Below are 311 nucleotides of genomic sequence, written 5' to 3'. Positions count from 1 at the left end.
TGGCGGGCGAGCTGCTCGCCCACCGCCCGGGCAGCCCCGACGGGGACGGCGAGGACTGGGCGGGCGGCGTCGGCGACGCGGGCGCGGTCTGCGCGGTCGTCGACCCGGAGGGAATCACCACCCGCCTGCTCCCGGTCGAGGTCTCCCTCGCCCCCGGCCCGACCCGCGGCCAGACCGTCGTCGACCGCCGCCCTCGCCCCGGCGAGGCCGAGATCCACGGCGAAGGCCGCGCCCCGGACCTGGTGGACGTGGCCCTGGACGTGGACGTGGAGCGCTACGTGAAGCTGTACCTGGAGACGGTCACCGCCGGC

Annotated in this window: 1 pseudogene; it reads left to right on the top strand. The window is 77.8% G+C overall.

Features of this window, described 5'->3' with window-relative positions:
* A pseudogene (locus tag CCN42_RS45470) lies at positions 1 to 311 on the top strand (nucleoside hydrolase); the annotation flags it as partial.

It is taken from the genome of Streptomyces glaucescens (assembly GCF_002154375.1).
GTDB classification, from domain to species: domain Bacteria; phylum Actinomycetota; class Actinomycetes; order Streptomycetales; family Streptomycetaceae; genus Streptomyces; species Streptomyces glaucescens.
Note: the sequence above shows the minus strand (reverse complement) of the source record. Positions and strands in the feature narration are given on the sequence as shown.